Below are 4,129 nucleotides of genomic sequence, written 5' to 3' on the forward strand. Positions count from 1 at the left end.
TTTATCGCTGTTTCGCTCATAAGTGTATTGAATTTTAAAATCTTGTAATACTCCCAAGCTACTTAAAAGATTAGCCCTATAACCGCCACCGTTATTAATGTCGGCTAGTTCAAATAGCTCTTTTGTGGGGATTGTAATGCCATCTTTTGTGTTTTCGTGGCGTATTTTGGCTAGGATTGTAAAAAGCACGTTGAGTTGTGTTTCTTTTAGAGAGCTAAAATTTACCTTGTTTAGTTCGTTTGAGTATTTGACAATTTCTTTCATAAGAAAATACCTTTTAAAATCTATTGCCCTATTATATAAAAAATAAGGCAATATGTAAAGATATTTATTGCTGTAAATTTATTGCCCTATCAGCGTAAATTTATTGCCCTATCAGCGTAAATTTATTGCCTTATCTGCCGTAAATTTATTGCCCTATCAGCGTAAATTTATTGCCTTATGGTTTCGCTAGAGCCGTTCCCATCGTGGCTAGCACGACCCCTAAAAGATATAAAAGAGTTTATAAAAAGATGTTAAAACGTGCGCGCGAAAAAAAATCGATCACTTTTTTGAAAAAATCTGACTAAAAATTCGGACGCTTCAGCAGCGCTCAAATTGCTAGCGCAATTTTCGTCCGCGAGCTTTTACGCTTTGCATAGTCGCTACGCTCCGCAAAGCTCTAGCAATTATTGGGGAGATGATAAGGGGCTGTTTTGTTTAGTATAGAAAGAAACCAAAGGGCTGTCAATGCTCTTAAAGCCCCACTAGGGGGCTAGGCTTATGAAGCCTTTGTAACTAGCAAACAAAGTGCTATAATTACAATTAAGAACATTAGGCGGTTCAAATTAACCACCTCCCTTCAGAGGTGAAATTTAAAGCCAGAGGTTGCGACCCTTTGGCTTTAACCTCTACCAAAATTATATCGAATTTGTGCTTACATTCGCATTCGTCTTGTGTTGTGGTGTTCCTCTATCTCGGCTTTAGGCTGCTTATAAACGTTCTGGCTCTGCTGCTGTTGTCTTTTCTCTTGCTCTCGATCGTTATTTGCTTCAATTCTGGCAGCTGTATCCCCAAGCGATTGTATAGCGGTTTGAATTGTGCTTGAAATTGCCCCACAAATTGATTGAGTAAGTTCGCGAAGTCCTGCAAGATGTCTTCTTGTCCGCTCTCTGCTCCACTCTCTAAAGCTCTCGATAGCTCCGCTAAGCCAAATTCTAAACTCTGCATTCTGCTCAATATGGCGTTTCTCTCTTGCTCTTGTGCTTCTAATAGCATCTTCAAATTGTTGTTTAGCTCGCTCAATAGCTTCGCTTGACCTTCTCGCTCTTTCTCTATTTCGCTCAATAGTTGATTTGATAAGTTCTCGTAAAATTCTTTCTCGTTCATCGCTGCCCCTTATGATATTATCTTGCAAAGGATATAGCCCGCCGCCAAAAATACGACTGCGACTACTATTATCAAGGCTTGTTCCTTGTTCATATACTCCAGTGTTTGGCTCAGGGCTTTGTATAGGCGCGCCCTCTGCTCGTCCTTGTAGGTCGTTTTGATTTGTTTCTGCAAGTTCATATCGAACCTGACTTCGGTCATTATTGTTTGTAATAGCTCCTTTTTCGCGTTCCTGATCTCTTTCGTTGCTTCGTTCAATTCGTCCGTTATTTCTTTTGCTGCTTCGCTCAAATCGCTTGTTGTTTTCTCGAGCTTTGGCATCACATAATCGTCCAAGTTTTGCATAAAGTTCTCTAAGCCTTGGGACGCGGTTTGCGATACGCTCTCTTTGATACTCCCTAACTCTTGCTTCCACTCGTCCAAGTTCTGCCGCAAGGCTTTCAAAGTCTGTAAATCGCTCATTAAAAATTGCTCCTTTTAATCTTGTAGTTTTTTTTGCTTCAGGTAGTTTAATGCTGATGTATTCTTTGCTTATCTTTGGCACTTCTACGCCGTTTTCTCTTAGGTAGGCTATAACTTCATCTCGTGAGTTAAGATAGCGGCTTATAACCTGCTCTTTAATGATGTCTTCAAGCTCTTGGGCGTTTTGAAAAAGTGCTTTTTTCTTTCGGCTGCCTATTATGGTGCTTTCCCTAATTGGATCGTTTGGATCGCTTAGATCGTATTCGAGATTTATAATTTCTTTGAATGTATCGACCCTTGAAAGATCGGCTTTGTGATAGTATGGGGTAAGGACTTTTAGGCTCTGAAGCTCTATTCTAGGGATTACGAAATTTAGCTCGAGGTGGTTTTCTTTGTCGGTATGCTCTACCCAAAGAATATTAAAGTTTTTATCCCTTTCAAGCCCTGCCAAAAGTATTTTTTCAAATCTATCCATTATCTCGGTTTTTACTTCATTGGTTAGATTTTTCTCAGTAAAATTTAGGCTGCCAAAGGTTACCTTGTGCTTATACTCGATTGAATTAATTAAGGCTAGGGTTAGCTCTTTATCGCCCCTTAGCAGCTTTGCTGTGCCTTCTTGCACCCTATCATTTAACAAATAATAGACGCTGCCAACTCCGCCGCCCTTGTTATTCTCAAAAAACTTAACAAGCATATTAACCCTTTAAATGCTCTAAAAGGGCTTTAATTTCAACGATCTCTTTTAAAACAATGGTTGATACTACCCCTTGCTTATTTTCGTTTAAACGGCGCGCTATTTGGTTTAAATTGTTCCCTATGCGCCTAACTTGATCTACCAGGTCATATTTTGATCCGCTTATTTGTGCTAGCTCTTTGATTTTCTGCATTTTCTTGACCTGCTTTATTTGGTCTTGTTGGTTCAAAAAGATTTTTGATTTAACAAGTTGGCTAAAAGTTAGATTTGTTTCGCTCAAAATTTGGTTTAATTTTTCTTGCTCGATCTCGTTGAATTTTATCGATCGGACAAAAAATTTTTTCTCATTTTGCTCAGCCAAAATTGCTCCTTTTTAGCAGGGGTTCAAAGGGGGCTGCAAGCCCCTTTTGTGGGTCAAGGGCAAAGCCCCTTGCGAGCTACAAGGAATACCGCTAGGTATTACCTTGTATATGCTCGCCTAGAATAAAAATTAATACATTGGGGGAATTATAGCAGAAAAAAAATGATTGAAACTCTGAAATAAATTTGTCGAAACTCTGACTAAAAACCTAAGAAATTTTGTAGGTGTTTTATACTCTCAAAAGTCATTTCGGTTATGTAGTTATCATCAGAATTTTTTAGCTTGGCTTTGATTTTATCTTGGTTGTAATTTAGCTCAATAATTTTTAGGGTGTCATATTCTTGAGTATTTGGATTTTTAACTCTGACGCTTTGGAAAAGGTAAGGTTTTAGCTCGTCGATTTTGTTTTGTTTCAAAGATCGCAGCCTCTCTTCTCTTTGGATATCTCTTGCAATAGTTGCTAGATTTCTTTCGTTCTCTTTCTCGTCCTTTTCAAGCTCTGAAACGGGCTGCGGTATAAAGCAAAACTCTAAGGCTTCTATAAATTTACCACTTTTTATTTTTCGCACCATAAGTCCTTTAAATGGTATCCTGCGTAAATCAAATAAGTTGCGTTCAGTGGATAACTGCTTGATAACTGGCTTTAGAATTTGTTGGTCTATGTTTGTTGCGCGGTAACTTTCGGGAATACCTAAAAGCTCGATAAAATCTTTATATTTTACGCGCCAAACCCCTGTTTGGCGGTATTGTTTTAAAAAGCGATAGATTGTTTTTGCATAAGTGCCGCTTAGATTTACAAACTCTTCAAGCTCAAAGCGCGTAAATTGTGGCATTGCCTTTAAATACCGCTCCCTAAATGCTTCTGAAACTTTGACGTTTAAAACTTCGCCGTTTTTATCATCGTAAATTTGTAGTCTTGGGAATATAACTTCTTGGGCTGTTGCGTTTTTATCGCTGTTTCGCTCATAAGTGTATTGAATTTTAAAATCTTGTAATACTCCCAAGCTACTTAAAAGATTAGCCCTATAACCGCCACCGTTATTAATGTCGGCTAGTTCAAATAGCTCTTTTGTGGGGATTGTAATGCCATCTTTTGTGTTTTCGTGGCGTATTTTGGCTAGGATTGTAAAAAGCACGTTGAGTTGTGTTTCTTTTAGAGAGCTAAAATTTACCTTGTTTAGTTCGTTTGAGTATTTGACAATTTCTTTCATAAGAAAATACCTTTTAAAATCTATTGCCCTATT

At 38.2% G+C, this 4,129-nt stretch carries 4 protein-coding genes; all 4 read right to left on the reverse strand.

Going from position 1 to position 4,129, the window contains the following annotated elements:
- A partial coding sequence (locus FZ940_RS09310; RefSeq protein ID WP_148789965.1) for a RepB family plasmid replication initiator protein occupies positions 1 to 264 on the reverse strand: 264 nt, incomplete at its 3' end.
- 652 nt (positions 265 to 916) lie between these two features.
- On the reverse strand, positions 917 to 2,524 hold the full coding sequence (locus FZ940_RS09315) for a relaxase family protein (RefSeq protein WP_148789966.1): 1,608 nt from the start codon (positions 2,522 to 2,524) through the stop codon (positions 917 to 919).
- A gap of 1 nt (position 2,525) precedes the next feature.
- A complete protein-coding gene (gene mobC, locus FZ940_RS09320; RefSeq protein WP_148789967.1) occupies positions 2,526 to 2,885 on the reverse strand; it encodes a plasmid mobilization relaxosome protein MobC in 360 nt (119 codons plus the stop codon).
- Between the two features lie 200 nt (positions 2,886 to 3,085).
- A complete protein-coding gene (locus tag FZ940_RS09325) occupies positions 3,086 to 4,096 on the reverse strand; it encodes a replication initiation protein (protein ID WP_148789968.1) in 1,011 nt (336 codons plus the stop codon).
- Positions 4,097 to 4,129 lie beyond the last annotated feature (33 nt).

The sequence above is a fragment of the Campylobacter concisus genome (assembly GCF_902460415.1).
Classification (GTDB): Bacteria; Campylobacterota; Campylobacteria; order Campylobacterales; family Campylobacteraceae; genus Campylobacter_A; species Campylobacter_A concisus_Y.